This window comes from Pseudoalteromonas sp. BDTF-M6, from assembly GCF_018334135.1.
GTDB lineage: Bacteria > Pseudomonadota > Gammaproteobacteria > Enterobacterales > Alteromonadaceae > Pseudoalteromonas.
Genome location: NZ_JAGXTQ010000002.1, coordinates 437,490 through 462,914, shown reverse-complemented (window position 1 = coordinate 462,914; position 25,425 = coordinate 437,490). Strand labels below are relative to the sequence as shown.

Here is a 25,425-nt window from a genome sequence, read left to right as displayed (position 1 = left end):
TTAATGCTCTACACTAAAAGTAAGCGAAACGTAACCACCGTGTTACTATTAGTCTAGTACAACAGGATTGTGGATAGAATAATGGCAAAACAACTAAAAAGTCAGATGGACACCTTCCAATGGGTAGGGGTTAGCTCCCGAGGTAAAAAGCTTGAGGGTGAACTCAATAGCACCAGTATAGCTCTAGTTAAGGCGCAGCTGCGTAAGCAGGGCATCACCCCCTCTAAGGTAAAGCGCAAGCCCAAGTCGCTTTTTGGTGGTGGCCAAAAACGAATTATCCCAAAAGATATCGCGGTGCTAACACGCCAAATAGCCACCATGCTATTAGCAGGTGTTTCCTTGGTACAAGCCATTGACATGATTGCCGACGGCTCGGAAAACCCCAGCGTAAAAAATTTACTCAAAAATATAGGTGAAGAGGTTAAAGCCGGTCACCCACTGAGCTCTGCACTGCGTAAGCACCCTAAATATTTTGACGATCTTTACTGTGACTTGGTTGCCTCAGGTGAACAGTCCGGTGCCCTTGATAGAATTTTTGATCGTATTGCCTTGTACAAAGAAAAGGCAGAAGCGCTTAAGTCCAAAATCAAAAAAGCAATGTTCTATCCCATAGCAGTAATCATTGTTGCCATTATAGTAACATCCATTCTCTTGATTTTTGTAGTGCCTCAGTTCGAAGAAATTTTCTCTGGCTTTGGGGCTGAATTACCACCCTTTACACAAATGGTAATCGGTATATCGGAGTTTATGCAGGCGTACTGGTGGGTTGCCTTGCTAGTTGTGGTAATTGGCGGCTATCTTTTTGCTCAAGCCCGTATGCACAATAAAGACTTTAGCGATAAAGTCGATGCCTATATTTTAAAAATCCCTGTTATCGGCATGATTTTGAATAAGGCCGCGGTCGCCCGATATGCCCGTACCCTGTCGACTACCTTTGCCGCTGGTGTGCCCTTGGTTGATGCCCTAGACTCTGCAGCGGGCGCTTCAGGTAATGCCGTCTATCGTGATGCCATTCTAGAAATTAAAGCAGAAGTCAGCTCGGGTAACCCTATGAACTGGGCCATGCGTAATTCCAATATTTTCCCTGATATGGTAATTCAAATGGTCGCCATAGGTGAGGAATCTGGTGCATTAGACGATATGCTTGCCAAGGTCGCCACCATCTACGAGCAGGAAGTGGATGATGCCGTTGATGGCCTATCCAGCCTGCTTGAACCCATGATTATGGCAGTGTTAGGTGTGTTAATCGGTGGCTTAATCATCGCCATGTACCTGCCAATATTCCAACTAGGTTCAGTAATCTAAATGTTTTCAGAAGTACAAAGCTTAATGCAAGCGCAGCCGTGGTTTTTTTATACCACGGCTTTTTTCGTGTCCTTAGCTATTGGCAGCTTTTTAAATGTAGTTATCTATCGACTGCCAAAAATGATGCAAACGCAATGGCAAGGAGAATGCCGGCTCTTGTTGGCGGATAAATTGACTCAAGGAGATGCTGAGGACAACCAAGGCACTTTCAACTTGATTACGCCAAGCTCCACCTGCCCTAAGTGTAAAAGCAAGATAAAGCCTTGGCAAAATATTCCCGTTCTAAGCTGGCTTTTGCTCGGCGGCAAATGCGCCAAATGTAAAAACCCGATTTCGGTGCGCTATCCTGCCGTAGAGCTCACCACCGCACTCTTAGGAACCCTAGTTGCCTGGCAACTAGGCGCCAGCGAACTGGCACTCCTCTATATTGCTGTGACCTGGTGTCTGGTGGCCCTGACCTTTATCGATATCGACCATATGCTGTTGCCGGATCAAATTACCCTGCCACTGCTCTGGTTAGCGCTTTTGGCCAGCGTTCTAGGCATCACAATCCCCCCTAGCGAGGCTATTATCGGTGCTGCGGCCGGTTATTTAAGCCTTTGGAGCGTTTACTGGTTGTTTAAACTGGTAACGGGAAAGGAGGGCATGGGATATGGCGACTTTAAATTGATGGCGGTATTTGGCGCCTTACTGGGTTGGCAAGCTTTGCCCATGATTATCCTGCTCTCCAGCGTGGTTGGTGCAGTACTGGGTATTATCTTACTGACAATTCAAGGGCGCGATAAGGCCACTCCAATTCCCTTTGGCCCTTATATTGCCATCGCGGGCTGGATAGCCATGCTCTGGGGTGAGCAAATACAGGCAAGCTATATGAGTATGGTTCTTGGCTAACACACATCCTTGGGTCTTGGGCTTAACCGGTGGTATTGGCAGCGGTAAATCAAGTGCCAGTAAATTTTTTGCCGAACTCGGCATCGAGGTTGTCGATGCCGACCAGGTTGCCCGCCAGGTTGTCGAGCCGAGCAGTCCGGCGTTAACAGCCATAGTTAAACGCCACGGGGAAGCCATTATCGATAATAAAGGCGCCCTTGATAGAGCCAAACTACGCAAAATCATTTTTAGCGATAACAACGAGAAGCAGTGGCTCAACAACCTACTCCACCCACAAATCCGCACCGAGATGCTCACTCAGCTCGCCAATGCGCAAAGCCCCTACGTAATTTTAGAGGCGCCACTGCTGTTCGAAAATGGGCTGGAAAAATACTGTCAGCGTACATTATTGATTGACGTGCAATTAGAGTTGCAATTAACGCGCACCTGCGAACGTGATAAGCTGCCATTAGAAGCGGCAAAGGCCATCATTGCCGCGCAGATGAGTCGTAGCAACAAAGTAAAAAAAGCCGATGATATTATTAGTAATTCCGGCACATTAGCGGCACTGAAAGTCAAGGTGCAGCGCTATCATTACAGTTATTTAAACATAGTTAAGTTGCAATCTCGTCCAGATAAGCAACAATAACGATATAACCTGTAATAACTTAGTTTGTTAAAAGCTTATTATAATTACATCTAGCTTGCGTTATATCGGTAATATATGAACATTAACTCTCCTTTGATCCGAAAGTTTATAACCTTGGGGCGCCTTGATAATGACAAGGTGAGGCTTGAGCAGGATCGTTGTCGCAGTGCCGCCGAACTTATCGTGCGCTGCAGTAATATGAGTCAAAATGAACTTTTAACTCAGTGCGTTGAACTCTTTCGGGTTCCCTATTTTGATCTCAGCCAGTTTGATGAACAAAGCATAGATAAAAGCCTGCTCAAAGAGCGCTTGATCCGCCGCCATCACGTTATTCCCTTAGCGCAAAAGGGGAATAGGCTGATGCTGGCCGTTTCCGACCCTACCGACTACGGGGCGCTGGAAAACTACGAGTTCAGTACTGGCATGCAATGTGATGTGGTGCTCTGTGATTATCAGCAAATCGATAAAATAATCGAAAACCTATTCGATGCCACCCATGCCTTAAAAATCTCTGAGGAAGACGCAAAAGACCTAGGCCAAATCCATCATGAAGACGACGATCATGCAGCCGATGAGCATGAAACCCGAGATGACGACGCCCCCATCATTGTCTACATCAATAAAATCCTTCGTGATGCCATTCATCGCGAGGCCTCGGATCTGCACTTTGAACCCTATGATGGCGAATACCGCATTCGCTTTCGCATCGATGGTGTTTTACATGAAATGGCCCATCCGCCGTTTAATTTATCCAATCGTCTCGCCGCGCGTATTAAAGTAATGGCCAAGCTGGATATCTCCGAAAAGCGTAAGCCTCAGGATGGACGTATTAAGCTGAGTCTGTCGCAGCATCGTAAGATAGATTTCCGTGTGAGCACCCTGCCGACACTCTGGGGTGAAAAAATCGTAATGCGGGTACTCGACGCCTCGGATATCACCCTGGGGATCGACACCTTGGGCTTTGAGGAGCAGCAAAAGCAATTATATTTGCAAGCCCTCGCCCAACCCTATGGCATGATCCTCGCTACCGGACCTACCGGATCGGGTAAAACGGTGTCCCTGTACACCGGCCTCAGCATTTTAAATACGGCCGAACGCAATATTTCTACCGCAGAAGACCCGGTGGAAATCAACGTTAAAGGCATTAACCAGGTACAAATTAATCCCAAGGCCGCTCTAACCTTTGCCAACGCCCTGCGCGCGTTCCTACGCCAAGACCCAGATGTGGTGATGGTGGGCGAGGTGCGAGACCTGGAAACCGCCGAAATCGCCATTAAGGCCTCACAAACGGGTCACTTGGTGTTATCAACCCTGCACACCAACTCGGCGCCGGAAACCATTACCCGGCTGCTTAATATGGGTGTGCCCGCCTATAATGTCGCCAGCTCGGTGACCCTGGTCATAGCCCAACGTCTTGCCAGACGACTGTGTAAGCACTGTAAGGAGCCAGAGCAATTACCGGTCGACGAGTTGCTGAACCAAGGCTACAGCGAAAAAGAAATCGCAAACCTGACCCTGTATAAAGCCGTCGGTTGTGATGAGTGCACCGAAGGCTATAAGGGCCGTATAGGTCTATACGAGCTGTTGCCGATCAGCCCAAAAATCTCTCAGGCTATTATGAACGGCGCCACCTCTATGGAGATAAAGGAGATCGCCATAAAGGACGGCTTTACCACGCTTAGGGAATCAGGACTGCACAAGGCTGCCGCAGGCATCACGTCTCTGACCGAAATAAATCGGGTTACACTGATGTAACTTTCAATTGTCGTCGTGCTTAGCTACACTTGCTCGCATCTAAGAATATGCGGAGCAAGTGTAGATGCCTGCGAAAGTAAACTGCCCTACCTGTCAAAAAGAAGTCGAATGGGGCCCCCAAAGTCCTTACCGACCCTTCTGTAGCAAACGCTGCCAACTCATAGATTTGGGAGAATGGTCTTCCGAGTCAAACAGCATTTCCACGCCTCTAAGTAATGAGCCTCAGAGTGCGGACGCCAGTGCTTTTATCGAAGAAGTTGAAGCCATGTTGGCCCAAAATGAAGAGAGTTTCTTTAAAAAATAGGGGCGGTGTCTCAAGCTGGGGCGCAGACCGTTTTCTAGGTCTGCCAGCTTTAGTGGTACCCGGTATTAGCTATCTGACTTAATTTTCACTAAGTCAAAGTCGGCTAACTCGGGGACCAGCTTTTGCAGCTTGGATTCGGTGTTGTTAAGCATATTCAAGCAATTGCAGTATTCTTCCGACTTCATTGCCAACTGCTCGGCTTTCTTTTGCAAAGACTTATCGATTTCTGCGGTAATGATTTCCATGCGCGCACCAACATCACTGATACGCTCCTCAATGTTGCCCTCGCGGGAATCGAGCGCATCCCCTAATGCCACCAACATGGCGCCAAGCGAGCCCTGAATGGCGGTATGAATCTTTTTTGATACTTCCTGGGCAAAAAAATCGTCGAGCTTAGACAAGGATTGGGGGGCTATATAAAAGAAGTCATCACCCCGTTTGAATTTATTACGTAACGCCTGCTCCACATACTGAAGCTGTGCTTTGAGCACCTCAGGCTCTTTGTCTGAAAGGCCGCTAACCACATTCTCTATCGCGCTCAGGCTGATATTAACGCCATCAGTGGCCAGCTCTACCAATTCGGGGACGGTATCGCGGATCATCTGGTTGTATTGCTCAAGAATTTCCGTTTCCGCTGCATCGAGCTCAATCCACTGGCCTCGTACCAGCAATTGATTACCCTGATTTATCTGTACTCGAGTTTGATTATTATCGACGATGCGGATGGTATCCTGAGTGATGATCAGGCCATGTGTCAACTCGACATCGCAATGCCCACGCATAGTGCTTTGCTCACCCACTCCCTGAGCATTAACATCCATGGATGCGGCCAGTAACCCAACTGTAAAACCCAAAAAGCGCAGCTTCATAACAACCCTCGATTCAACTGCGGCACAGATTATCAAACAGCGGCTAATAAGCAAATAGCTAAATTTATGAACACCCCTTGCTTGGTATGAGCCCAGGCCTTAAAAATAAGCTCGCCTAACCCCCTAAGCTATGGCGCTGAGCATCAAGTTCATCCTGATGTAAGCGATATAAGGGGGCTGCCGGCTTACGGCGTTGACAGCAAAACACATGGCTCCCTAGCTGGCGCTTAGCTTCCTTTTTGGCATCGGCGGCCAAGGTCGCGACCTGATGAGCATTGTGGCAGCAGTTTACATCGGGGGATACTAACCCAACCGCCAATGAGAGCAAGGGTATAAACTGGCGCCGTCCCTGCCTGTCACAACTCCAATATCCCTTGGCAGCGGTGTGCTCGGTGCTGAAATAACTGACAATCTGGCGGTCAAAATCAGCGAGAACCGCGGCACAAATTGCCTGCGCCTGGGCATCATCGAACACCACCATAAAGTCATCGCCACCGATATGGCCGACAAAGCAGGGAACTGCCTGGGTATGGCGCCGTATTAGCTCCGCAACCAACTTAATTACGCCATCGCCGTTGGCATAACCGTAAAGGTCATTGAAGGGCTTAAAATGATTGAGGTCAAAATATGCCAAAGTAAAGGAGCTGCCCGTGTGGAGGCGTTGTTCGATGGCCTCATTGATGGCTATATTCCCGGGCAACATGGTTAACGGATTGGCATGCTGAGCATGGCGCACCTTTTCCTCGGTCATATGCTTGAGAATCAGGCGCAGAGGCACCACCCCAAGATATTCCTGGCTGCGAGTCACTATGATATGGCGGCGAATATCCAGCTCACCTTCGGTGATCTGCTGGCTGACGCTGTCCAGCGCCTCACTCTCATCAACAACCAGGGGGGAGCAATCCATCAGGGCGCTGACCGGCTGCTTATCATACAGTGCATGCCCATAGGGAGTTGCAAATAGCTCACAGAGCTGCTCTTTATAAAGCAGCCCGACCGGACGACGGTCGGCATCGATCACCACCACGCTGAAAACGCTTTTGTCTTCGGCAAAAAACTGCTGCGCTTCACGGCAACTGGTATGCTGGCACAACACCTGTTTGGCCTCCGCCAACCAGCCTATACTTAAGGACTGGTCGCGCCGATCGCCTGCCTGCCATGACTCGTGCATATGTTGATGCCGGTAGTGACGTTCCGGTTGGACACTTGGGCACGCCAAAAAGTAACCCTGAACATTACCTATCCCCAGGCGGGTCACCAGTTGGAATTCCTCAAAACGCTCAATGCCTTCGGCAATCACTTGGGTGTTGGTGGCCTTGGCCAGATCGATAATAGATTTTAAAAACTCTCGTTTGACCGGGCTGAAGTCACAATGATCGATAAAATACCTATCTATTTTGACGATATCGGGCTGAATTTCTGACCACTGCTTTAACCCCGAGTAACCGGCTCCCAGATCATCAATGGCAATATGAAAACCTAGTTCGCGATAATGTTCCACCGCTACGCGCAAGAGATCTGCGTCTTCGACCTTGTCTTGTTCGGTGAGCTCTATGACTACCTGTTGGGGCCCCAAGCCGTATTTTCGCAATAGCTGCAGCGTTTGCCCTTTGGGGTGTGCGGGGTCAAGCAAGGTATTGGGGCTGACATTTAAAAACAACTTACCATCGAGTTGTAACTCAGCAAAGGTTGCAATGGCGGTCTCACGACACAGTAATTCCAACTCAGAGAGTCTCTGTGCCTGTTGGGCACAGGAAAACAACACGGCAGGAGCGTGTAAAGGGCTGCCTTGCGGACCTCTACTTAGGGCCTCATAACCTATAATTCGTTGTTTCGTCACATCGAAAATAGGCTGAAATACGGTGGTGATCGACCGCTGCCGCAATATCAAGGTTAATTCTGCTATCAAGTCCGTATTCACCGGCCTACTACACCAAAAGCACAAACGGTGGCATAGGCTAGCAGTCAAATATGACAACTGTATGAAAAGGTTGATTTTTCCACATATTCATCGAATCAGAACAAGGCTCGACCATTTTTCCGAGAGAGTTTTCTCCCGTCGAGCCCTTAACAAAAAAAATGCCGCTTAAAAGCGGCATTTTTTTGAGTTATCGCGGTAAAGGCGATTAAGGCATGGCGTCTAAGTCCGCGCCTTCTTTTTCTACTTCTACCGGGATCAAGTCTTCTTTACTTACACCCAGCGCCACGGCTACCGAGCTGGCAACGTATACTGAAGAGTAAGTACCGATGAACACACCAAATAGCAATGCCGTAGCAAAACCGTGAATGGTCTGTCCGCCCCATACAAACAAGGCAATCAATACCAAGATGGTGGTGATTGAGGTTACCAAGGTACGGTTCAGGGTTTGCGTCAGTGAAATATCGATGATCTGCAAGGTATCGTCGATACGCACTTTACGGAAGTTTTCACGAATACGGTCGGATACAACTATGGTATCGTTGAGTGAATAACCTATTACCGCCAAGATGGCCGCTAAGATGGTTAAATCAAACTCAAGACCGAGCAGTGAGAACAAGCCCATGGTTAACACCACATCGTGGAAAAGCGCGAATACCGCACCTAGGGCAAAGCGCCACTCAAAGCGCATCGCCACATAAAGCAAGATACAGATAAGCGCCGTTAACATGGCCAAACCGCCCTGCTCTTTAAGGTCTTCACCCACACTTGGGCCAACAAACTCGATGCGACGCATTTGCGCATCAGCATCGGCTTGTTTTAGTGCCGTCATCACCTGGTTACCAATCACTTCGGCCTTTACGCCTTCACCCTGAGGTGGAAGGCGCACAAGTACGTCTTTACTGGAACCGAATAACTGCACCGAAGCCTCTGCAAAGCCATTTTCAGCAAGTACTTTACGTACATTGCTTAACTCCGCCGGTTGCGAGAAGCCGACTTCAACGGCGGTACCGCCGGTGAAGTCCAAACCAAAGTTAAGGCCTTTAACGAAAAACGACGCAACAGAAGCAAAAATCAGCAAGATGGAGAAACCCATCGCCAATTTGCGTGCTTTCATAAATGGCAAGGTGCCTTTTACTTTTAATAATTGCATGCTCAGTTGCTCCTATATCGACAGCTTTTCAATGCGTTTACCGCCAACGATCAAGTTGATCACCGCACGGGTACCGACAATAGCCGTAAACATTGAGGTCAAAATACCAATCGCTAGCGTTACCGCGAAGCCGGCAATCGGGCCTGTACCCACTGCAAACAGAATAACCGCAGCAATCAGGGTGGTAATATTGGCATCAAAAATGGTGCTAAAGGCGCTGTCGTAACCAAAGTGAATCGCCTGTTGCGGACTGCGGCCATCGGCCAGCTCTTCACGGATACGCTCAAAAATAAGTACGTTGGCATCAACCGCCATACCTACGGTTAGTACGATACCGGCAATACCAGGTAAAGTCAGGGCTGCGCCTGGGATCATCGACATAACACCAACAATCATAATCAGGTTGGCAGCAAGCGCCAGGTTGGCAACCATGCCGAACCCCTTGTAGTACAGCAACATAAAGGCCAGCACGAAGGCAAAACCAAGAACGACCGCTGTCATCCCCGCTTCGATGTTTTCCTGACCCAGGCTCGGACCTACGGTACGCTCTTCAACGATTTGAATCGGTGCAACCAGAGCACCGGCACGCAGCAGCAGGCTGAGGTTATGGGCTTCAGCCGGGCTATCCAGACCGGTAATACGGAAGCTGCGGTTTAAACGCGCCTGAATGGTGGCCACGTTAATTACCTCTTCCACCTTGATCGGCGGCAGGGCTTTACCGTTGGCATCCACTTCACCGGATGGCTTGTACTCGATAAATACCGTGGCCATCGGCTTGCCAATAGCACGCTTGGTGAAGGCATCCATCTTGGCGCCACCTTTAGAATCGAGTGAGATATTTACCTGTGGACGCTGGTATTCATCCAGGCTCGATTGTGCACCGGTAATATGGCTACCTTCTAAGATCACACGCTTTTTAAGCACCACGGGACGACCCGTACGGTCCATGATGATCTCAGTCCCCGGCGGCACGCGACCCTGCATGGCCAAGCCCGGATCCGCATCTTGATCTACTTCGCGGAACTCTAGAGTAGCCGTAGCACCTAGGATTTCTTTGGCTCGTGCCGTGTCCTGTACACCCGGGAGCTGGACGATAATACGCTCAGCACCCTGACGTTGTACGTTTGGCTCGGCCACACCAATTTGGTTAATACGGTTACGAATAATGGTTTCATTTTGCTTGATGGCGTAATCGCGCAGCTCTTTTATGCGCAGCTCGCTCATGGTTACGACAAAACCACTGTCGTTGTTGCTATCGTCGCTAAACAGATAGCCCTGATAACGGCCTTGCAGGAATTTCTCCGCCGCGCCTTTATCCTCTTCGCTGCGCATAACAACCTGCACAGAATCACTGCCGGCAACTCGGCGTATGGTGCGATAGCGTAGCTTTTCTTCACGTAAATCCGCGCGGAAGTCCTGCTCCATCTGGTTCAGTGCATTGTCCATTGCGGTCACCATGTCTACTTCCATGGTGAAATGCACACCACCACTTAAGTCAAGACCCAGCTTCATCGGGTTACCGCCAATCGACTTCAACCACTCGGGTTGCGCCGGGGCCATATTAATGGCTGAGATGTAGTCTTCACTTAAATTGTCGCGCAAGATGTCCTGAGCTTTTAGTTGTTGTTCTACGTTCTTAAAGCGAACCAGGATTTGCCCGTCTTCGAGCTTGCTCGATTTGGTTTCAATTTTATTTTCGCTAAGGATGGTATTTACCGAATCCAATGCGCTTAGTGTTGCGTCGGCACCTTTGGCGCCCGTTACCTGAATAGCAGGGTCACGGCCATAGATGTTAGGGGTGGCATAGAGCACCCCTACCGCAAGCACTAAAAGCACGAGTAAATACTTCCATAAAGGATACTTATTTAACACGTATCTTTCCTTTTTATAGTGACTTCATGGTGCCTTTAGGTAGCACTGCAGAAATTGAGGCTTTCTGTACAGTCACTTCAGCTTGGTCGTTTAAGGCGATGGTTACGAAGTCTTTGTCTTCGGCTACCTTAGTGATTTTACCCACTAAACCACCTTGCGTAAGTACTTCGTCACCCTTGGCCAGGGCGCTCATTAGGTTTTTGTGCTCTTTTACACGCTTAGCCTGTGGACGGTAGATTAGGAAATAAAATACCAAGCCGAAAATAGCCAGCATGATTAGCATTTCATAACCGCCACCAGCAGGTGCGGCACCAGCTGTGCTGGCATGAGCGTTTGCAATAAATAAACTCATCAGGTGTTCCCCTTCAGTATGTAACTATTAATTTTAATGTCTTAATTTACACGCAAGCCCGCTCAAAGGCGGGCTGGCAGTTATTCTGTTTCAGCGAGTTCAGGAACCGGCATATTACGGCGAGCATAAAAGTCCGCCACGAATGCGTCAAGTTCTCCCGCGGCAATGGCCTCACGCAGCCCTTCCATCAGACGCTGGTAATAACGCAGGTTGTGGATGGTGTTCAGGCGCGCTCCTAGGATCTCATTACACTTGTCTAGGTGATGCAAATACGCGCGTGAGAAGTTGGTACAGGTATGACAATCACACTCGCTATCCAACGGCGCGGTATCTGTTTTATGCACGGCGTTACGAATTTTCACCACGCCATCGGTAATAAACAGGTGGCCGTTACGGGCATTTCGGGTTGGCATAACACAGTCAAACATATCGATACCACGGCGTACCGCCTCAACGATGTCTTCTGGTTTCCCCACACCCATTAGGTAACGCGGCTTTTGCTCCGGCATCTTGTAGGCACAGTGATCCAGGATGTTGATCATGTCTTCTTTTGGCTCACCTACAGAAAGGCCGCCCAGTGCATACCCGTCAAAGCCAATTTCTTCTAGGCCTGCTTGCGATTGCGCACGCAGCTCTGGATACATGCCACCTTGGATGATACCGAATAAGGCCGACGGGTTATCGCCATGCCCTTCTTTGGAACGTTTTGCCCAACGCAGCGATAGTTCCATAGAATCTTTCGCCTGCTTTTCGGTCGCAGGATACGGCGTACATTCGTCAAAGATCATCACTATGTCAGAACCCAGATCGCGCTGCACTTGCATCGCTTTTTCCGGGCTGAGCATAATTTTCTCACCATTCACCGGAGAGCTGAACAACACCCCTTCTTCAGAGATTTTACGCATGGCACCCAGGCTGAATACCTGGAAACCGCCTGAGTCGGTCAGAATAGGCTTATCCCAGCCCATAAAGTCGTGCAGATCACCGTGTTGTTTGATGATCTCAGTGCCTGGGCGCAACATCAGGTGGAAAGTATTGCCCAAACAGATATGTGCTCCTGTGCCTTTTAGCTCTTCAGGAGTCATGCCTTTAACCGTGCCGTAAGTGCCCACAGGCATAAATGCCGGTGTTTCCACTACACCACGGTCAAAAATCAAGCGACCACGACGGGCTTTGCCGTCGGTTGTATCTAATTCAAATTTCATGTGAACCTCAATCGGTCGGAAAAACAGTCCAACTCTACTTAACTGTTGCGAACTCAGGCGCAATTTAACCGTCCGATTCTACCTTTTTTGGCACGGCAATACTATGAATTGGGGCAAATCGAAAAAATAAAAGGGGGAGAAATACCAGCGAGTCACCGGCCTTTGCATAGTGGGTAATTCTTGGTGTACGCCTGGCCTTACTTTTGGGTAATAAAAAACCGCTCTTAAGAAGCGGTTTTTTTAGTTAAGAACATGGCATCGCCATAACTGAAAAAGCGATAACGCTCTTTGATGGCCTCGTGGTAGGCATCCATAATATGCGTTTGCCCCGAGAAGGCGCTGACCAACATGATCAGGGTCGACTCGGGCAAGTGGAAGTTGGTGATCATGGCATCGACCACATTGAATTGGTAGCCAGGGAAAATAAAGATATCTGTGTCGCCAAAGTAGCTTTTAAGCTCGCCGCCACCGATTTTCGCCGCCGACTCCAAAGAACGCACCGAGGTTGTACCCACGGCGATAACTCGACCGCCGCGCGCTTTAGCGGCCTGCACTGCGGCCACCACCTCTTCTGGCACTTCAATGTATTCCGAGTGCATATGGTGATCGGTAACGCTCTCTACGCGCACCGGCTGAAAGGTGCCGGCTCCCACATGCAGGGTGACAAAGGCCATCTCAACATTCTTGTCTTTTAGCTGCTGCATCAGCGCTTCATCAAAGTGCAAGCCAGCGGTCGGCGCCGCCACGGCACCGGGTTTTTCACCGTAAACGGTCTGATAGCGCTGCTTATCTTCGTCATTGTCCGGACGGTCGATATAAGGCGGCAAAGGCATATGACCAATTTGTTCCAAGGTCTCCAGCACCGACCCCTCGCCCTTTAATTCCAGTTCGAAAAGCTCTCCCTGGCGGCCGAGCATTTCCATTTCGGCTTTGCCTTCAAGCAGCAGCATGGTGCCAGGCTTAGGTGACTTGCTTGAGCGCACATGAGCCAAAACCCGCTTATCATCCAAAACTCGCTCAACCAGCACTTCCACCTTACCGCCGGAAGCCTTATTACCGTGCATGCGCGCCGGGATCACCTTGGTATTGTTAAACACCAAAAGATCGCCAGGCTCGATAAAGTCGATAATGTCTTTGAAAATATGATGAGAGGTCGCACCGCTGTTACCATCCACCTTAAGCAAGCGGCTTTGGCTGCGCTCCTTTTGTGGAAAACGGGCAATTAACTCTTCGGGTAAATCAAAACTAAAATCGGCCACACGCATGTCGGGCTCTCCAGGGTGCTGAAAATCGCGCCAAGTCTAGTGATTCCCCAATCCGAAATCAAGCGCACTAACTTGTCTAGGCTTTTGATTCACTATAACCTACAGTTCTTACATATATTTAAGTCTCTTAGGTAGTATCCATGGCGACGCCACTTAGTTTAATGATCATCAATGCCAACGCCGCCGAGCGCGAGGTGGTCAAGCGCACTTTAGGACGCTTAGATGTCTTTGAGGTGATTGAACAAAGTGACTCGCAACAAGCCCTACAACTACTGAAAGAGCGCCCCGTCAGCTTAGTGATCACCGGCCTTGATGTGGGCAAAATTGATGGCTGGCGCTTTTCCCGCATGGTGCGCTCCGGGCTGTTAAAAACCCCCAAGCATACCCCCATAGTGTTGACACCTCCGTTTTACTGCGAACGTATTGCCGAAACCACGGCGCGCAGTTATGGCATCGATGCCGTGGTGCCCATAGAGCGTCAGGATTTACTACCACAGGCCCTGGCCAAGGTACTTTCGACCCAATTGGAAAAGTCGAGCAGATTAAAACTGTTACTGTTAGAGCCCGATGCCGCCAAGGCCCAGCAAATGAGCGATGCCCTCGCACTTAATTTTGCGGTGCAGGTGTGCGATAGCGCCACCCACACCCTCGATATATACCTTCAGGGGCATTATGCCATCGTTCTACTTGACGCCAGTGTAGCCAACACTGCCAGCGCCAACACCCTGGTGCAGAACATTCTTGCCCACAACCCCAGCCAGGCCATAGTGACCATTATCGACAGCCAGGACGCGGATTATGCCGAACAGCTGCTTTTAAGTGGCGTGACCGACTTCGTTCGTCGCCCCTACGATAACGCTTTATTGATGAAGGTATGCGATCATGCCGCTCGCCGTGAAGACTTTATCGCCAGCTACGGCGAATTTGAAAAGAAGGTGGCGCAACTCAGCCAAAGCCAGCAAAAGTACAAAGAACTCTACTCAGCGCACCAGCGCATCCTCATGCACCTCAATACCGTGGTGATGGAACTCGACGAGCACGGGCGCATCAGTTTCCTCAACCCGGCCTGGGAAGCAAACACCGGCTTTGGCCTGAAACACAGCATTGGCACGCGCTTAGAAGATTACTGCTATGAGGGCCATAAACCCAGACTCAAGACCGCCCTAAACGCCGTGTTTAAGGCGCAAGCAAAACGGCGTAAAATAGAGCTACAGCTGCAGGCCAGTAATGGCCAACTGATTTGGTTTGAGTGCCGTTTTCAGCATGTCAGCGATCATAATCACAGCGCCGTGATCACCGCCTCTATCGATAATATCGAAGAGCGCAAACAGGCAGAGCTTAAGCTACAACACTTGGCGCTCCACGATACCCTGACCGGGCTGCATAACCGCTATTACTTCGATTTGCAGCTCAGCGCCCTGTGCCAAGCCACCGCCGGCGATGACCTTCATGCGCTGATCTATATCGACTTGGATCACTTTAAGATTATCAACGACAGTAAGGGTCACCAGGAAGGCGATACTGTGCTCAAAGAAGTGGCTGAGCTGTTTTTACAGCATATCGAAGAGCAGTATCTGATTTTTCGCATCGGCGGCGATGAGTTTGCCATCCTACTGCCCAACACTCCCTTGCTTGATGCCCATATGGTCGCCGAAAGTATCTGTGTCGCCATTGACGGTCATCAGTTTCAATGCCAGGAGCAAATTTACTCCATCAGCTGCTCCATTGGCGTGACCCAGATATCGGTGCAGAACAACGATGCCAACGAGTGTTTAAAACAGGCCGATATCGCCTTGTACATAGCCAAAAGCCAAGGCCGTAACCTGGTGCACTGCTACGATGCCAGCGATTCTCATAGCAATGCCATGCAATCGGGGCTGGAATGGGGTCACAATGTACGCTCAGCCTTGCAGCAGGACAATATCGAACTGCACTATCAACCGGTTTGGGATATCAAGCGCTCGCGCATCGCCTACTACGAGGTCTTGCTGCGCCTGCGTATTGACGGTGAGCTGATCTACCCCAACCACTTTATTCCTGCCCTGGAAATGCTCAATGACAGCTATCTGATGGATCAATGTGTGGTGCGCTCGGCCATTCGCGATTTAAGCGAACATCCAGAAATTCAGCGCGTTGCTATCAACCTGTCGGCCCAATCTCTACTCGATGACCGTCTCTTACCACATATTAAAACCATGCTTTATGACCACGGCGTTGACCCCAAGCGGGTGATTTTTGAAATCACAGAAAGCGCCAGTGTGGGTAATCTAGAAGCCACACGGGAGATGATCCTCGCCCTCAACGCCCTGGGCTGTGATTTTTCAATCGACGATTTTGGTACCGGCTTTAGTACCTTCGACTACCTTAAACGCCTGCCGGCCCAGCATGTTAAAATCGATGGCTCCTTTGTCCGCGACATGCAACGCGATCCCATAGACTACGCCTTGGTAAAAGCCATTAATGACATCGCCGCCTCCCTCGATAAAGGCTCGGTTGCCGAGTATGTGGAAAATAAAGAAATCTACGGCATGCTTAAAGAAATAGGCGTAGATTATGCCCAAGGGTACTTTATTGCCAAGCCAGCCCCCCTTCATGCCCTCGAAAACAACCAAAAAATAATCGCTGCAAAAACATCAGGCTAAGTGCTAATTGGCTATTTTTTAGCTAGCATTCCTGTTGCTCTGCAGCCGCTTGTCTATACTGAGTAGTTCATGGTCCGCCTGAGCTCACGCTCGGCACTTGCCGAGGTAGACACCAAGGCGACCATCAATGCGCTAATCGTGTCAAAGGCCAAGCTGCCAAGGTGACACGGCATAAAACTAATAATGGCCCAACAATGGAATGTGGCAAAACCAGTTTACTGGTTCAGGAACTCCGCGTCGCCGCCTGTACTCAGGGGTGTGGAAGACTACTAATAAAGGAAATCGGCATGTTTTTTTTAGTTACTCTACTTTTATGCGTCAACCTCTTTATCGCCGGGCAGTGCTATATGCATGCCAAGCGAAAGGGCTATCCAGTTAAGCTCTTTCTCGCCTTGGGTCTGGTGCCCTACTTTAATTTAGTGGTATGGGTGTACTTGCTGTTTTTACCAGCGTTGGAAAAACACCAGTTTGGCTCAAAAACAACCCTGTAGCGCACTACAGGGTGTTAAGCTTGGTACTGAGTTTGGGTGTACATCATTGATGCGTGCAACTCATACTTGCCTGCTATAAAGCGTATTGCTTAGCTCTGCTCAGCAAGTCTTTATGGTCCAGCTTACCGCTAACGCAACGGTTGATATCGGCCTTTTTAAACACCGCCATATGCTGATTACGCGACTGGCTAAACTGCACATTCACAAATTGCTCGTCGCTGATATCACGCATTCCTACCCCATAATCACAGAGGCTTCGCGCGACGCTGGTCAGTGCTTTCTGTAGTTGTTCCTGCTGCTGTTGCGCTTGTTTTTCCTTATGCTTTAAACGCTTCTCTTTCACCTCTTTTACCAGCACCTTATTTTTAGCATCGAGTGCATCTTTCTGTTCACGCAACTTCACGACTTCACGCTCTATTTCTTGCAACTGCTCGGTAAATTCCTGGTCATTGTCCTGCAGCTTGGATTGCATTTTCAGCTCACGCTGCTCACGGTTTAATTCACGAATGCGAAAGCTCAGCTCTCTTTGCGCTTCTGCGGCAGCACGCATTTGCTCCGATTGCTCGCGGATATCGTCTAATGAAATAATGACCTCTTTCGTTTCGGTGCCGACGACTTCGCCATTGACGAATTCCATATGACCATCATTCATGGTCACAGAATCTGCGGTGATCACCACCTCGGATGGTAGCGGTGGTAAGGGGATATCCTCAAATTCACTCACAAACACAAAGTGATTATCCAAACGAATGCGGTATAAGACTCCTTGCTCGGCCAAATAAGTACTCGACACCTGCACCGACTGTTGCTCTAAATCCTGCTTCAACGCCGTGCCAAGGATATTTTCCACTATGCCAATTTGGCGTTGTACCTGATCAAACTCACCGGCTTGGGCAACGCCTGTGCAGGAAAACACACCGAGCGCAACGGTGCTTGCTATAAGGTATTTTTTCATCATTTACTCTCTGTGTTGTAAGCCGTGCTATAAGGCGGCTGTTGTTCAATTTGTTCTGCAATATCATTGAGCTGCATACGTAAATAGGCGCTATCTTCGGCGCGCTGGGCATTGATGTAATCAACCAGGGTAGCCATCGCGTTCTGTCGCTCGCTGCGGGCAATATCCACGGTTTGAGTGGCGATATCTGCCAAGGCTTCCTTTTGCCACTGCGACTGCGCCAGCAAGGCATCACTCAACTGCTGCATCTGCTGTTTTTGGACTGCCAGCGTTTGCTGTTGCCGCTGAATTTGCGCCACCAACTGCTGATTAGTGCCGTAAACCTGGTAGCCGCCAAAAAGCATGGCAATGCTCATCACCCCAGCGGCCACCCAAGGAAAATATTGGCTTGAAGCCGTTACTGAAGGAAAGAGTCGCTCTGGCTGCCAGTGTTGAGGGACATCTTGGGCAGCAAACTGCTTGGCCGCTCCTTGCCAATATTCGGCCTGTGTGAGCATGGGGCCAAAAACAGGATCTTCAGCCACTGCCGCCATTTCATCCGCACGCAACTGCTCACCCTCTAACACTCGGGCAAAAAGTGCTTCTAGATAATTTTGCTTAGCCATCATTCACCTCCAGCTGCGGCTTTAAACGACCCAAAGCCGCATACAAACGTGTTTTGACCGTATTGGCCGATATCTCCAACTGCTGAGCAATCTCTTCAAAGGTGCAATGCTGGAAGAACTTCATTTCAACGACCACCCTTTGCTCAAATGGCAATTTTGCGAGTTCGGCTAACAAGTGTTGATTTTGCTGTGCCTGCATTAGCGGGCGCTCCATATGCAATATATTGCTGCTGGGCTCAACCACCTCGTCCATACGCTGATGCTGACGATGACGGCGAAAATGTTCCGCAGACTTGTTATAGGCAATACGAAACAACCAGGTATGCAATTGGCTACGCCCATTAAACTGACCCAGACCTTGATAGGCACTGATAAAGGTTTCCTGCATCACATCGAGGGCGTCGTCGGGATGCTGCAGCAGCCTGAGGCACTGGTTATACAGCCTTTTCTCATAGCGTTTCACCAGGGTCAGCCAGGCTTTATTGCTGCCGCTTTGCGCTTTTGTTATTAGCCGTTGTTCTGAGTCAAATATCACGTAATTAAGCAATCAATGGATTGTGTTATTAGGTTAGTTGCAAGGCAGTTGGAAAAAGTTTGAAAAAATTTAATTTATTTATAAAAAAAGCGGCCTAAGCCGCTTTTGAAAATATTATTCGCTGCCCACAGTGCAGCAGGTGCGAAGAAACTCGCCGACCTTATCACTGAAGAGACGGAAGTCGCCGATACGTCCAGTGGTTTTACGCCAAACTAAACCCACATCACGGTGGGCATCGGAGTCCGAACTCACCGCCAGCAAAGGTTTAGAATCTAAAATCCCGGCATTCAACGCCATTTGCGGTAAGAAGGTTACGCCAAGCTTGTACTCCACCATGGAAAGCAGAGTATGGAGATTGCTGGCCTCAAACGGATTAATACAGCTAGCACGCTCTAAGTTACAGGCACTGAGGGCATGACCCGTCATACAATGTTCGCGTTCGAGCAAGAAGACACTGTGCTCCGGCAACTGGTTGTAATCGACCTCAGAGTCAAGGTGGTAATCCTTATGATGTACCAGATAAAATTTATCCTTAGCGAGAACCTGGGTATGAAAACGACCGGTTTCATAGGGCAATGCCAGCAAGGCAATATCAATATGGCCATGTTCGAGTTTATCGAGCAGGTTGTCACTGGTGTCTTCTACCAGCACCAAGTCCAGATCTTTAAAGGTGGCCTTGCAATAGCAATGCAAGGGCGCGGCAATAAAGCTGGCGATGGTGGGAATAATACCAATCGTGAGTGAGCCGCTCAGCGGGTGTAAATGACTGCGGGTAAGCTCTTTAACACTCATGGTGTCATCGATAATCTTCTTCGCCTTTTCGACCACTTCCTCGCCAATGGCGGTAAACATCAGGCTGCGGTTTTCCCGCTCGATAAGCTGCACCCCGAGGTTTTCCTCAAGGTTCTGAATGGCGCTACTGAGGGTCGACTGACCGATATAACAAGCGGCGGCGGCGCGGCCAAAATGCTGGTGCTGGTGTACGGCTAAGAGATACTGAAGCTGTTTAATACTGGGTAGGTTCGTCATATTTATGCCCATAAATAAAAAGACCCCAACACCTAGGGCGTTGAGATCTTTTCAAGCTAAAAGACTGTTTAGTCGTGGTAGGCGATTGACGCCTACGCTTTATACGCCAAATGCTGTTCGTAATACGTAGAAGATTACAATAGCAAGCGCAGCACCAACAGGCAATGTAATTACCCAAGAAACAACGATATTTCTTATTACGCCCATATTAAGTGCAGCAATACCGCGGGCCATACCTACACCTAATACCGCACCAACTAAGGTTTGCGTGGTAGAAATAGGAAGACCAGTACCCGAGGCAATAACAACGGTAGAGGCAGCGGCAAGCTCGGCAGCAAAACCACGGCTAGGCGTTAGGTGAGTGATGCCTTCACCGATAGTTTTAATTACCTTCTTACCTAGGAGCGCAAGACCAACAACGATACCAATACCACCAAGAGGTAGAATCCACCAGGCAAGAGCTGCTTTCTTAGCGATTTCACCATTGTTTTCAACAATGTTAACTACCGCAGCAAGTGGACCAATAGCGTTAGCTACGTCGTTTGAACCGTGTGCAAAGGCCATACAACAGGCGGTCAGAACCATTAATACTGCAAACACTTTTTCAACGTTGTTGAACTGCATTTTCTTGTCGGCTTTAGGGTCCATCTTTAAGCGCTGGATAACGATTTTACCGATAATGGCAATAACAACGGCAATGCCGATAGAAAGCAGATAACCTTCCACTGCACCCATGTTAATACCTATGTGCTTTAAGCCTTTTTTGATCGTCACGAGTGACATAACAAAACCGGCCAGACCCATATACAGAGGTACAAAACGCTTCGCGTTCTCAAGCGGTTTCTCGGTATCAAAGATCAGCTTTTGCGCACTCATAAAGATAAGGTAAGCAATAAAGCCAGATATCGCCGGGGTGACAATCCAGCTACCCACTATACCTGCAACCTTAGTCCACTGAATCGCTTCACTGCCCACGGCAACAAGGGCGAAACCAATGATGGCACCAATGATTGAGTGAGTAGTCGATACCGGCCAGCCCAGGAAAGAGGCGATCAATAACCAGCTACCCGCTGCAAAGAGCGCGGCAATCATACCCAGAACCATGAGTTCAGGGATATCAGCAAATGGGGCGGCATCAATAATACCTTTACGGATCGTTGATGTTACTTCACCGCCAGCCAAGTAGGCACCGGCAAATTCAAAAATCATCGCAACGATGATTGCTTGTTTGATCGTTAGAGCTTTAGAGCCCACAGAAGTACCCATGGCGTTGGCAACATCGTTTGCACCGATACCATAAGCCATGAAGAAACCTACCGCTGCGGCTACAAGCACTAACACGGTACCGTAGGACGAAATAATATCCATCAGAAAAACCTTATTTTTTTAACTTTGTGTGATTTAACACCGAGCCTTTCACTGGGTTAAATCCTGGCAATGTTAACGGGCTAACAGTACTTCTAAACGAGCACCTACTCGTTCAGCGATATCTGCTAAATCACCCACCCATTCGATGATCTTGTATAAGAACATCACGTCAACGGGATTCATTGTGTCTTCGATGCGACGTAATTCATGACGCAATCTGATTTGCATGTCGTCCGTGTCTTGCTCAATAGCATCAAGCTCGACAAGCATTTTTTCCACCAGGGTTACTTCGCGACCGCGAAAACCGGTTTCCAACAACTCGTCAAGTTCATTGATAGCTTTTGATGCTTGTTTTGTTGCATCCACACAACGAGATAAGTACTGCAAGAAGTCTTTTTGGATGGTCTCAGGGATTGTCATCTCACGACCAACAACGCGTCCAGCGATGTCTTTTGCTTTGTTAGCAATCTTATCTTGATGAGTGATCAGCTCGAGGAGATCGGTACGCTCAACTGGAAGGAACAAACCACGTGGCAAGTTAAGACGGATTTCACGTTTTAACTCGTCCGCTTCACGTTCTAGTGAGCGAATTTTAAGGCGCAATTCTTCCGCTTCATGCCACTGCTTTTCAAACACATGTTCAAAAAACGGAATAAGCATGGCGCTGGCTTTATGCACCTTTTTAATATGATCTTCGATTGGTTTAATAGGTGATTTTGCAAAAACCCCTAAAAACGCATTACTAGGCATAACTGACCCTTTGAATCTTAGTTTGCAATAAAATCGTCATAAATAAGTCATAGAAGCGTCTTAGGATAACTCCTAGAATCGCGGCTAATGTAAATTTATTTTCGATTTGCATCTTTATGCTTCGGGCGTAATTTTACCTTATTAATCACCCAAACGCATGAATTTTCATGCCCAATTCATCATTGTTTTGCCAACTCAAAGACAATGAAAAATATGCGCATAAAAAAGGGCAAAAGTCCTTTCTGCCCTGGTATCCGTTCTAGCCGTTAGATGGTTTTCGCAATCGTATCCTGTGACACGTGGCGAATGTCTTTACCCTTAACGAAGTAGATCACGTATTCGGAAATATTTTGGCAACGATCGCCAATACGCTCCAGTGAACGTACCGACCAGATCAGCTCCATTACACGTGGAATTGAGCGTGGGTCTTCCATCATGTAGGTCATGATCTGACGCGTCAGCGCTTCATACTCACGGTCGACTTTTTCATCGGCCTTGTGCACTTCAAACGCTTTTTGCGCGTCCATACGGGCAAAGGCATCAAGCACATCGTGCAGCATTTTTGATACCAAGCGACCCATGTTTTCCATGTTCACCAACAAGCCCTGCTGGTCTTTGGTGAATGAGTCCAAGGCCACTTTGGCGATACGCTCGGCTTCATCGCCGATACGTTCTAAATCGGCGATGGTTTTGGCAATGGCTACCACCAAGCGTAAATCGCTCGCCGCCGGCTGACGCTTGGCGATGATGCGCGTACACTCTTCATCGATATTCACTTCCATGGCGTTTACGCGGTAATCGTTTTCTTTTACCTTCTTCGCCAGCTCGCCGTCGCCTTTGGCTACGGCGTCTAAGGCACTGTTTAGTTGCTGTTCAACCAAACCACCCATGCTTAGTACATGATTACGCACATTTTCCAGCTCTTCGTTGAACTTACCAGAGATGTGCTTATTGATATTGTGTTCCATAATGGCCTTCTTAATTCTTACCTAGTAATGATAGCAAGCATTGCTACGCCCATCACAGCTTAACCGTAACGACCAGTGATATAGTCTTCGGTTTTCTTTTTGCTCGGGGTGGTGAATAGCGTATTGGTATCCGCATATTCAATCAGCTCACCCATGTACATAAACGCGGTCTGGTCCGAAACACGAGCCGCCTGTTGCATGTTGTGAGTAACGATCACCACGGTAAATTTGTTCTTTAATTCGCTGATCAGCTCTTCAATCACCAAGGTCGAAATGGGGTCAAGAGCAGAGGTCGGCTCATCCAGAAGCAATACTTCTGGCTCAATCGCGATAGAGCGGGCAATCACCAGACGCTGCTGCTGACCACCGGATAAACCGAAGGCGCTGTCGTGCAGTCGGTCTTTTACCTCATCCCACAGGGCCGCGCCGCGCAGTGATTTCTCTACCACTTCATCCAGCTTACGCTTGTCTTTAATACCCTGAAGACGCAGGCCATAGACCACGTTCTCATAAATCGATTTAGGGAAGGGGTTAGGACGCTGGAACACCATGCCGACATTACGGCGCAGCGCCGCAACATCAACGCGCTTGTCGTAAATATTCTCGCCGTGCAACAGGATTTCGCCCTCGATACGACAAGTATCAACCAGGTCATTCATGCGGTTAATACAACGTAGCAGAGTCGACTTACCACAACCAGATGGGCCGATAAAAGCGGTTACCTGACCCTTAGGGATATCCATGCTGACATCGCTAAGCGCTTGCTTATCGCCGTAGTAAAGATCGAGGTTTTTAATCTGTAATGCAGTTTGCTCTGGCGTCAGATTAGTTAAATCCAACTTTTGCGTGTTCGCTGCTTTTACTTCGGGTGCAACTGTAATCATAACGTTTTTACCTATCTCAATTCTTTACATTAGTTGTCTAGCGCGCGGAACTTCTCACGCAAATGGTTACGGATACCAATTGCCGTGATGTTCAGAGCAATAATCACTGTTACCAACAAGAATGCCGTTGCATATACCAGTGGGCGCGCAGCTTCTACGTTCGGGCTTTGGAAGCCAACATCATAAATATGGAAACCCAGGTGCATAAATTTACGATCTAAGTGCACATAAGGGAAGTTACCATCAAGCGGTAGGGTCGGTGCCATTTTTACTACACCCACCAGCATCAGAGGAGCTACCTCACCAGCCGCTCGGGCGACCGCCAGGATCAGACCCGTCATAATGGCCGGGCTGGCCATGGGTACCACAATGCGCCATAGAGTCTCTGCTTTGGTTGCGCCTAGCGCTAAGGAGCCTTGACGTACCTGACTTGGAATACGTGACAGACCTTCTTCGGTAGAAACAATCACCACCGGCAGGGTCAGAATAGCTAGCGTTAATGCCGACCAAATCACGCCTGGGGTACCAAATACCGGGCTTGGCGAGGCCTCTGGGTAGAACAATTGGTCGATGCTGCCACCTAGCATGTAAACGAAGAAACCCAGACCAAAGACACCATATACAATCGAAGGTACACCGGCCAGGTTAATGACCGCGATACGGATCATCTTGGTTACCGCGTTCTTCGCCGCATACTCGTGCAGATAAATAGCCGCAACCACACCAAATGGAGTCACGATCACCGCCATCAGCATAACCATAAATACGGTACCGAAGATGGCTGGGAACACCCCGCCCTCGGTGTTGGCTTCGCGCGGGTCGTCAGCAATAAACTTACCTAATTGACCAAAGTAATGGCCGACCTTAGCGAAAAAGCCCATGTCGTTTGGTAGCCAGAAATCCAGCACCTGATATAGCGGCAGAATCACTAGCTCACCGCGCATGTCTTTAACCACAACCTGGTCGCGCTTGGCATCATCGCGCAGTTGGAACAAGGTTTTTTCCAGCTCTTTATACTGCTCACGTAGCGCCTTACGCTGGGCTTCCAGCTCCGCCGCACGCTCATGGGTCAGCTCGTTATCAAGCTCATAGCCACGCTCTTTTAAACGTAAACGCTCAAGCTCGTAGTTAATATGACCAATGTCGCCATTTTGCAGATCAAGAGCCTGCTCATTGAGGTCAACCGCACGCTCAACCAACTCTTCAAGCTTTTCAACCTGGTCGCCCTTAACCGGCTGACCGTTCTCGATCACTTGCTCGATGTAACCGTAGAAGTTACCGTTTTTAGAACGTTCGAACACGGCCAGGTTATGGGGCGTCGATTGGCTTTGGATATCGGTTTCCAAAATCCAACGGAAATCCAACTCCACATATTCACGGTTACCTGTTTTGATCAGGTAACGGGTCAATTCTTCACCCTGGAAATCACCCAGGTCAACACCCGACTGGCGTACGCGACTGGCCGGCACCACCTCACGGTCATAAATTTCACCGATTACCGTGTGCTGCTCTACCGAGCCCTGAATATGAAACTCGTGTACCGGTGAGGCCCAAAAGAACCCCAGACCACGCCAGGCGATTAACGCCAACAGGCCAATTACCGAAATCAAACTGATGCTTACCGCACCACCGGTCATCCAAATCCAAGGAGAACCAGACTTAAACCACTGTCTTATCATGT

Annotated in this window: 23 protein-coding genes; 7 read left to right on the top strand and 16 right to left on the bottom strand. The window is 49.0% G+C overall.

Annotation, left to right across the window (positions count from 1 at the left end):
* Nucleotides 1–81 precede the first annotated feature (81 nt).
* The 5 genes from KD147_RS06510 to yacG all read left to right on the top strand — a co-directional run bounded on the left by KD147_RS06510 (nucleotide 82) and on the right by yacG (nucleotide 4,883).
* Nucleotides 82–1,305, top strand: a complete 1,224-nt coding sequence (locus KD147_RS06510; protein ID WP_212547270.1) for a type II secretion system F family protein — start codon at nucleotides 82–84, stop codon at nucleotides 1,303–1,305.
* Nucleotides 1,306–2,196, top strand: coding sequence for a prepilin peptidase (locus KD147_RS06505; protein ID WP_212547269.1), 891 nt, complete (start codon nucleotides 1,306–1,308; stop codon nucleotides 2,194–2,196).
* On the top strand, nucleotides 2,189–2,824 hold the full coding sequence (coaE, locus tag KD147_RS06500; RefSeq protein WP_212547268.1) for a dephospho-CoA kinase: 636 nt from the start codon (nucleotides 2,189–2,191) through the stop codon (nucleotides 2,822–2,824). Before KD147_RS06505 ends, coaE begins: the two co-directional genes overlap by 8 nt.
* A 75-nt stretch (nucleotides 2,825–2,899) precedes the next feature.
* A complete protein-coding gene (gene pilB / locus KD147_RS06495; protein WP_212547267.1) occupies nucleotides 2,900–4,579 on the top strand; it encodes a type IV-A pilus assembly ATPase PilB in 1,680 nt (559 codons plus the stop codon).
* A gap of 64 nt (nucleotides 4,580–4,643) precedes the next feature.
* Entirely contained in the window at nucleotides 4,644–4,883 is a 240-nt protein-coding gene (yacG, locus tag KD147_RS06490) for a DNA gyrase inhibitor YacG (protein WP_212547266.1), read from the top strand.
* Nucleotides 4,884–4,948: 65 nt separating this feature from the next.
* On the opposite strand, the gene KD147_RS06485 is transcribed toward yacG, so the two are convergent.
* The 7 genes from KD147_RS06485 to queA all read right to left on the bottom strand — a co-directional run bounded on the left by KD147_RS06485 (nucleotide 4,949) and on the right by queA (nucleotide 13,517).
* Nucleotides 4,949–5,704, bottom strand: coding sequence for a DUF2884 family protein (locus tag KD147_RS06485; RefSeq protein ID WP_212547352.1), 756 nt, complete (start codon nucleotides 5,702–5,704; stop codon nucleotides 4,949–4,951).
* 163 nt (nucleotides 5,705–5,867) lie between these two features.
* Nucleotides 5,868–7,673 carry a bifunctional diguanylate cyclase/phosphodiesterase gene (locus KD147_RS06480; RefSeq protein ID WP_349304671.1) on the bottom strand — a complete coding sequence of 602 codons (1,806 nt, stop codon included), beginning with the start codon at nucleotides 7,671–7,673 and terminating at the stop codon, nucleotides 5,868–5,870.
* Between the two features lie 205 nt (nucleotides 7,674–7,878).
* Entirely contained in the window at nucleotides 7,879–8,823 is a 945-nt protein-coding gene (gene secF / locus KD147_RS06475) for a protein translocase subunit SecF (RefSeq protein ID WP_105253728.1), read from the bottom strand.
* A gap of 12 nt (nucleotides 8,824–8,835) precedes the next feature.
* Entirely contained in the window at nucleotides 8,836–10,695 is a 1,860-nt protein-coding gene (gene secD, locus KD147_RS06470; protein WP_105253727.1) for a protein translocase subunit SecD, read from the bottom strand.
* A 13-nt stretch (nucleotides 10,696–10,708) separates the two neighbouring features.
* On the bottom strand, nucleotides 10,709–11,047 hold the full coding sequence (gene yajC / locus KD147_RS06465; RefSeq protein WP_105253726.1) for a preprotein translocase subunit YajC: 339 nt from the start codon (nucleotides 11,045–11,047) through the stop codon (nucleotides 10,709–10,711).
* Nucleotides 11,048–11,127: 80 nt separating this feature from the next.
* Nucleotides 11,128–12,252 carry a tRNA guanosine(34) transglycosylase Tgt gene (gene tgt, locus KD147_RS06460; protein ID WP_105187904.1) on the bottom strand — a complete coding sequence of 375 codons (1,125 nt, stop codon included), beginning with the start codon at nucleotides 12,250–12,252 and terminating at the stop codon, nucleotides 11,128–11,130.
* Nucleotides 12,253–12,476: 224 nt separating this feature from the next.
* A complete protein-coding gene (queA, locus tag KD147_RS06455; RefSeq protein ID WP_212547264.1) occupies nucleotides 12,477–13,517 on the bottom strand; it encodes a tRNA preQ1(34) S-adenosylmethionine ribosyltransferase-isomerase QueA in 1,041 nt (346 codons plus the stop codon).
* Nucleotides 13,518–13,657: 140 nt separating this feature from the next.
* On the opposite strand from queA, the gene KD147_RS06450 reads away from it, so the two are divergent.
* Both KD147_RS06450 and KD147_RS06445 read left to right on the top strand, forming a co-directional pair.
* A complete protein-coding gene (locus KD147_RS06450) occupies nucleotides 13,658–16,159 on the top strand; it encodes a two-component system response regulator (protein ID WP_212547263.1) in 2,502 nt (833 codons plus the stop codon).
* Nucleotides 16,160–16,446: 287 nt separating this feature from the next.
* Nucleotides 16,447–16,650 carry a hypothetical protein gene (locus tag KD147_RS06445; RefSeq protein ID WP_105187907.1) on the top strand — a complete coding sequence of 68 codons (204 nt, stop codon included), beginning with the start codon at nucleotides 16,447–16,449 and terminating at the stop codon, nucleotides 16,648–16,650.
* Nucleotides 16,651–16,723: 73 nt separating this feature from the next.
* Here KD147_RS06445 and KD147_RS06440 read toward each other — a convergent pair whose 3' ends face one another.
* From KD147_RS06440 to pstA, 9 genes are all read right to left on the bottom strand, one after another.
* Complete coding sequence (locus tag KD147_RS06440) at nucleotides 16,724–17,608, bottom strand: hypothetical protein (RefSeq protein WP_212547262.1); 885 nt, start codon at nucleotides 17,606–17,608, stop codon at nucleotides 16,724–16,726.
* On the bottom strand, nucleotides 17,605–18,213 hold the full coding sequence (locus tag KD147_RS06435; protein ID WP_212547261.1) for a hypothetical protein: 609 nt from the start codon (nucleotides 18,211–18,213) through the stop codon (nucleotides 17,605–17,607). The genes KD147_RS06440 and KD147_RS06435 overlap by 4 nt, the downstream gene beginning before the upstream one ends.
* A complete protein-coding gene (locus tag KD147_RS06430; RefSeq protein WP_212547260.1) occupies nucleotides 18,203–18,745 on the bottom strand; it encodes an RNA polymerase sigma factor in 543 nt (180 codons plus the stop codon). Before KD147_RS06430 ends, KD147_RS06435 begins: the two co-directional genes overlap by 11 nt.
* Before the next feature lie 114 nt (nucleotides 18,746–18,859).
* Nucleotides 18,860–19,774: a hydrogen peroxide-inducible genes activator gene (locus KD147_RS06425; RefSeq protein WP_212547259.1), complete on the bottom strand. Its 915-nt coding sequence runs from the start codon at nucleotides 19,772–19,774 to the stop codon at nucleotides 18,860–18,862.
* Between the two features lie 99 nt (nucleotides 19,775–19,873).
* Nucleotides 19,874–21,142: an inorganic phosphate transporter gene (locus KD147_RS06420; RefSeq protein ID WP_105253720.1), complete on the bottom strand. Its 1,269-nt coding sequence runs from the start codon at nucleotides 21,140–21,142 to the stop codon at nucleotides 19,874–19,876.
* A 72-nt stretch (nucleotides 21,143–21,214) separates the two neighbouring features.
* Nucleotides 21,215–21,892 carry a TIGR00153 family protein gene (locus KD147_RS06415; RefSeq protein ID WP_105253719.1) on the bottom strand — a complete coding sequence of 226 codons (678 nt, stop codon included), beginning with the start codon at nucleotides 21,890–21,892 and terminating at the stop codon, nucleotides 21,215–21,217.
* Nucleotides 21,893–22,158: 266 nt separating this feature from the next.
* Nucleotides 22,159–22,860, bottom strand: coding sequence for a phosphate signaling complex protein PhoU (gene phoU, locus KD147_RS06410; RefSeq protein ID WP_105253718.1), 702 nt, complete (start codon nucleotides 22,858–22,860; stop codon nucleotides 22,159–22,161).
* A 59-nt stretch (nucleotides 22,861–22,919) separates the two neighbouring features.
* The gene (pstB, locus tag KD147_RS06405) at nucleotides 22,920–23,744 is read right to left on the bottom strand and encodes a phosphate ABC transporter ATP-binding protein PstB (RefSeq protein ID WP_212547258.1); all 825 of its coding nucleotides are present in this window, start codon (nucleotides 23,742–23,744) and stop codon (nucleotides 22,920–22,922) included.
* 29 nt (nucleotides 23,745–23,773) lie between these two features.
* On the bottom strand, nucleotides 23,774–25,423 hold the full coding sequence (gene pstA / locus KD147_RS06400; RefSeq protein WP_212547257.1) for a phosphate ABC transporter permease PstA: 1,650 nt from the start codon (nucleotides 25,421–25,423) through the stop codon (nucleotides 23,774–23,776).
* Nucleotides 25,424–25,425 lie beyond the last annotated feature (2 nt).

What these genes read in the sequence shown, in the direction of transcription:
- KD147_RS06485 (WP_212547352.1), bottom strand. Translation starts at nt 5,704, where the DNA reads ATGGATGTTAATGCTCAGGGAGTGGGTGAGCAAAGCACTATGCGTGGG.
- phoU (WP_105253718.1), bottom strand. Translation starts at nt 22,860, where the DNA reads ATGGAACACAATATCAATAAGCACATCTCTGGTAAGTTCAACGAAGAG.
- queA (WP_212547264.1), bottom strand. Translation starts at nt 13,517, where the DNA reads ATGCGTGTGGCCGATTTTAGTTTTGATTTACCCGAAGAGTTAATTGCC.
- secF (WP_105253728.1), bottom strand. Translation starts at nt 8,823, where the DNA reads ATGCAATTATTAAAAGTAAAAGGCACCTTGCCATTTATGAAAGCACGC.
- pstB (WP_212547258.1), bottom strand. Translation starts at nt 23,744, where the DNA reads ATGATTACAGTTGCACCCGAAGTAAAAGCAGCGAACACGCAAAAGTTG.
- yacG (WP_212547266.1), top strand. Translation starts at nt 4,644, where the DNA reads ATGCCTGCGAAAGTAAACTGCCCTACCTGTCAAAAAGAAGTCGAATGG.
- KD147_RS06425 (WP_212547259.1), bottom strand. Translation starts at nt 19,774, where the DNA reads ATGACGAACCTACCCAGTATTAAACAGCTTCAGTATCTCTTAGCCGTA.
- pilB (WP_212547267.1), top strand. Translation starts at nt 2,900, where the DNA reads ATGAACATTAACTCTCCTTTGATCCGAAAGTTTATAACCTTGGGGCGC.
- KD147_RS06445 (WP_105187907.1), top strand. Translation starts at nt 16,447, where the DNA reads ATGTTTTTTTTAGTTACTCTACTTTTATGCGTCAACCTCTTTATCGCC.
- KD147_RS06440 (WP_212547262.1), bottom strand. Translation starts at nt 17,608, where the DNA reads ATGATGAAAAAATACCTTATAGCAAGCACCGTTGCGCTCGGTGTGTTT.
- tgt (WP_105187904.1), bottom strand. Translation starts at nt 12,252, where the DNA reads ATGAAATTTGAATTAGATACAACCGACGGCAAAGCCCGTCGTGGTCGC.
- KD147_RS06420 (WP_105253720.1), bottom strand. Translation starts at nt 21,142, where the DNA reads ATGGATATTATTTCGTCCTACGGTACCGTGTTAGTGCTTGTAGCCGCA.
- pstA (WP_212547257.1), bottom strand. Translation starts at nt 25,423, where the DNA reads ATGATAAGACAGTGGTTTAAGTCTGGTTCTCCTTGGATTTGGATGACC.
- KD147_RS06415 (WP_105253719.1), bottom strand. Translation starts at nt 21,892, where the DNA reads ATGCCTAGTAATGCGTTTTTAGGGGTTTTTGCAAAATCACCTATTAAA.
- KD147_RS06510 (WP_212547270.1), top strand. Translation starts at nt 82, where the DNA reads ATGGCAAAACAACTAAAAAGTCAGATGGACACCTTCCAATGGGTAGGG.
- yajC (WP_105253726.1), bottom strand. Translation starts at nt 11,047, where the DNA reads ATGAGTTTATTTATTGCAAACGCTCATGCCAGCACAGCTGGTGCCGCA.
- KD147_RS06435 (WP_212547261.1), bottom strand. Translation starts at nt 18,213, where the DNA reads ATGATGGCTAAGCAAAATTATCTAGAAGCACTTTTTGCCCGAGTGTTA.
- KD147_RS06450 (WP_212547263.1), top strand. Translation starts at nt 13,658, where the DNA reads ATGGCGACGCCACTTAGTTTAATGATCATCAATGCCAACGCCGCCGAG.
- KD147_RS06505 (WP_212547269.1), top strand. Translation starts at nt 1,306, where the DNA reads ATGTTTTCAGAAGTACAAAGCTTAATGCAAGCGCAGCCGTGGTTTTTT.